Below are 3,036 nucleotides of genomic sequence, written 5' to 3' on the forward strand. Positions count from 1 at the left end.
CAATGGCAACGAGGTTGAGGCGGTGGTTTACATATCGAAAACCTAGAGGGCGTTAACAATTACTAATTTTTATGTGACTGATGTATTAACCCGGCAATCAAATAGCTACGTAATTGTGCGATGATTTGATGCATGAAAAAAAAGATGCTAGAAGCCTGCACCCGGCGGCACAGGAGTTGATCAGGCAGGAGACCGGGTTGCGGATGCCGATGCGTTCGGTGGGTGAATACCTCAAGCGGTGGGGTAGGCAGCATTACCGGCGGCAAATGGCTAAAGCGCTCACACTGCGCAAACAGTGCAAACCACAGCAAGGGAAAAGCCCCATCGGTGCGCACCTGCAAGGCCGCCCATTACTGCTGCTCCGGGTCACGCAAAATCGCCAAATGACGCGCTTGTGAAATCAAAGTAAACACCCCTGCAGAACAAGCCCATAGTATAACCATTCACTATCTTGGCGCGAGAAGCCACGGTTTCACGCTGTGACACCCAGCCCAATGACTTGAGCATACAGCCCAAGCGGGTTTGTCCGGCGCGGTTGAGGTCTTCCGGCGGTATGCCAAACACTTCCAGGCAGACCTCATACAAGGTACACCGGCGGCGGCCGTGTAGCCAGGCGGCGAGTTTTTCCTGCATGGATTCGCTCAGGGCGTTTTCCGGTTCGGGGGTGTAGCAGCTGGGGGGCGGGGAGGACGGAGGTGATGCGGTAGAGGGTTGAAGGTTCGTGGGGTTAAGGCGGTGTACCAAGTGGCTTAGATGCTCGCGCTTGCGGCCTTGGGCCTGTTGCAGAGCTTCGGTGAGGTTGTGTAAAGCGCCGCTGAGGTGATCGACGGCATGGGTCAGGTGGGTTTCGATGTCTGTGCCGTGGCGACGGCTGCTTTGGCGATGCGTTCTCAGTCGATGAAATAGCGCCGCGCCTGACGCCCTTTGGCGTTGCGCTCTACCATCGACAGCTCCTTGGCCATGTCGAGGGTGAGATGGTAATCGGTGTGTTTGCGTTTGCCACCAAAGGCACTGGCGTCATTCATAAAACTATGAATGACTGAAAAATCAACATCTTGAGCAAATTGATATTGCTCAATTCGGTTTTTAATCCAATCCGAAAATCGTTGCTTGCTTTGCAGGAAAGTGTGTAATTCGCGGGCATTGACGGACTGCTGAAGTTCGCCGCCAATCAGCGACTGATGGAGAGAAATGATAGTTTGCATGACCTTTTACACCTTTTTTCAGAGAGGTAAAGCCCTCAAATGCAAGGGCGATCAGGAGGCTGAAAACCGCGTAAAAGAAACGGTGGACTTATTCCCCGGTAAAGGGTTTTGTATTCATCCCCTCCCGATCATGGGCAAACGTTATGCACACAAAAAAACCGCAGCTGTCGGGGCGGGGGCCGCTTTTACTAGATTTTTCAGACTCTGTGGACAGGCTATGCTTCAGCGTGAACGGTGTCAAGCGGCTCCTGGGACCGCACAGCGCCTTGGGCAAAAAAAAGCGGCCTCTGGAAGAGACCGCACGGATCGCCGAGTTTTACTCGGCTGGTCGGGTAACAGGAACATGGATTAAAAACCAGCCGAGTACCACTCGGCGCTCCGTACCCCGGTTATTCACCGCGCAACTGCGCCTTGAGGCGCTCAATTTCCGCCAGCGCCGCTTCCTTCGCCGCCCGTTCCTGCTCTTCCCGAGCCTGCGCTTGTTCTCTGGCCGCCCTTTCCTGTTCCTTCGCCGCACGTTCCTGCTCTTCACGCGCCTGCGCTAACGCTTCCCGCCTCCGCGCCTGCTCCGCCTCGGCCTGCAGTTGCTCGGCCTCCACCCGCCGCCGCTCAGCTTCAACCTGAAATTGCTCCGCCTCCACCCGCCGCCGCTCAGCTTCAGCCTGCAGTTGCTCTGTCTCCGCCTGCAGTTCTTCTAAATGCCGCTGAATACTGCGCTGTTCGCGCAGGTAGTTTTGCCGGGCCTGATAGGCATGATAGGCACGGTCTTTTTCCGAAAAGCGTTTTAAGGTGCTCATGGCTTGCCTCATTTCGTCGGTGTCCATCCAGGTGGGTAGGGCCTCGGCATTGAGCTGTTCGCCATCCTGGAAGAATTTGAGCCAGCGGTGTTGTTCGGTTTGGACGGTGTGGATGGGATGTTTGTTCAGTTCTAAAAGCCAGATGCCGCCGTGCTCAATGAATCCCCGCCCGGCGCTGTCGCGCAGGCGAAAGTCGTGGATGGCCTCGGGACGCTCGGGTAACAGGGTTTCTCCCAATAGCCAGATGGCATAGGTGGGTTTGAGCTGGCCGTAGTCCTGACCGGTTTTGAGTTGGGCGCTGTAGAAGGTCTGTCCAGGTGTAGAGGATGCGGGCGGGGGAGGTCCGGTGGCTGAAGAGGTTGGGTTTCGATCGGGGTAGAGATTGCCGTGTTGGTCACGCGCTTTGACATCGACGATGCTGAGTTTGTCGTCAAGGAATTCTTTGTCGTTGTAGGGGTTGAGGATCTCGACTTCGGTGATGGGGGCCGGCAGGGCGCTGTTGAGGTTGGCGTTGAGAAAGTGAATCAGCAAAGCGCGGTTGTCCTCGGCGCCGAGCAAAGCTTTAAACACGCAGTCGATTTTGGGGTCGATGGGGTGGTGGTTCATGGTGAGGGAGTTTAGCCGGGTGAGGCTGTCTGGGCAATGGCTTGGCGTATGGCGGCACAGCCCCGGCTCTGCTTGACGTGGCGGCGGCTTCTAGCCGTCGCTTTTTTGCAGCGGCATCAAGATGATGCCGCCACGAGGAGCGCCGAGTTGCACTCGGCCAGTCGGAACATCAGCTTTCATCGAGAATGCTTTAAAACCAGCCGAGTACCACTCGGCGCTCCGTACCCCGGTTATTCCCCGCGCAACTGCGCTTTAAGGCGCTCAATTTCCGCCAGCGCCGCTTCCTTCGCCGTCCGTTCCTGCTCTTCCCGAGCCTGTGCTAACGCTTCCCGCATCCGCGCCTGCTCTTCCCGAGCCTGCGCTTGTTCTCTAGCCGCACGTTCCTGCTCTTCACGCGCCTGCGCTAACGCTTCCCGCCTCCGCGCCTG

3 protein-coding genes and 1 pseudogene are annotated in these 3,036 nt (G+C 56.9%); all 4 read right to left on the reverse strand.

Annotated elements, in window-relative coordinates; translation table 11 throughout:
- Positions 1–366: 366 nt before the first annotated feature.
- Complete coding sequence (locus THISIDRAFT_RS06375) at positions 367–744, reverse strand: hypothetical protein (protein WP_221913967.1); 378 nt, start codon at positions 742–744, stop codon at positions 367–369.
- Between the two features lie 146 nt (positions 745–890).
- A complete protein-coding gene (locus tag THISIDRAFT_RS06380; protein WP_006788891.1) occupies positions 891–1,205 on the reverse strand; it encodes an antA/AntB antirepressor family protein in 315 nt (104 codons plus the stop codon).
- Positions 1,206–1,594: 389 nt separating this feature from the next.
- Positions 1,595–2,608 (reverse strand): PD-(D/E)XK nuclease family transposase, encoded by a 1,014-nt coding sequence (locus THISIDRAFT_RS06385; RefSeq protein WP_246585340.1) that lies wholly within the window; start codon positions 2,606–2,608, stop codon positions 1,595–1,597.
- 230 nt (positions 2,609–2,838) lie between these two features.
- Positions 2,839–3,036, reverse strand: a pseudogene (locus tag THISIDRAFT_RS06390) (Rpn family recombination-promoting nuclease/putative transposase); the annotation flags it as partial.

Source organism: Thiorhodospira sibirica ATCC 700588 (assembly GCF_000227725.2).
Classification (GTDB): domain Bacteria; phylum Pseudomonadota; class Gammaproteobacteria; order Ectothiorhodospirales; family Ectothiorhodospiraceae; genus Thiorhodospira; species Thiorhodospira sibirica.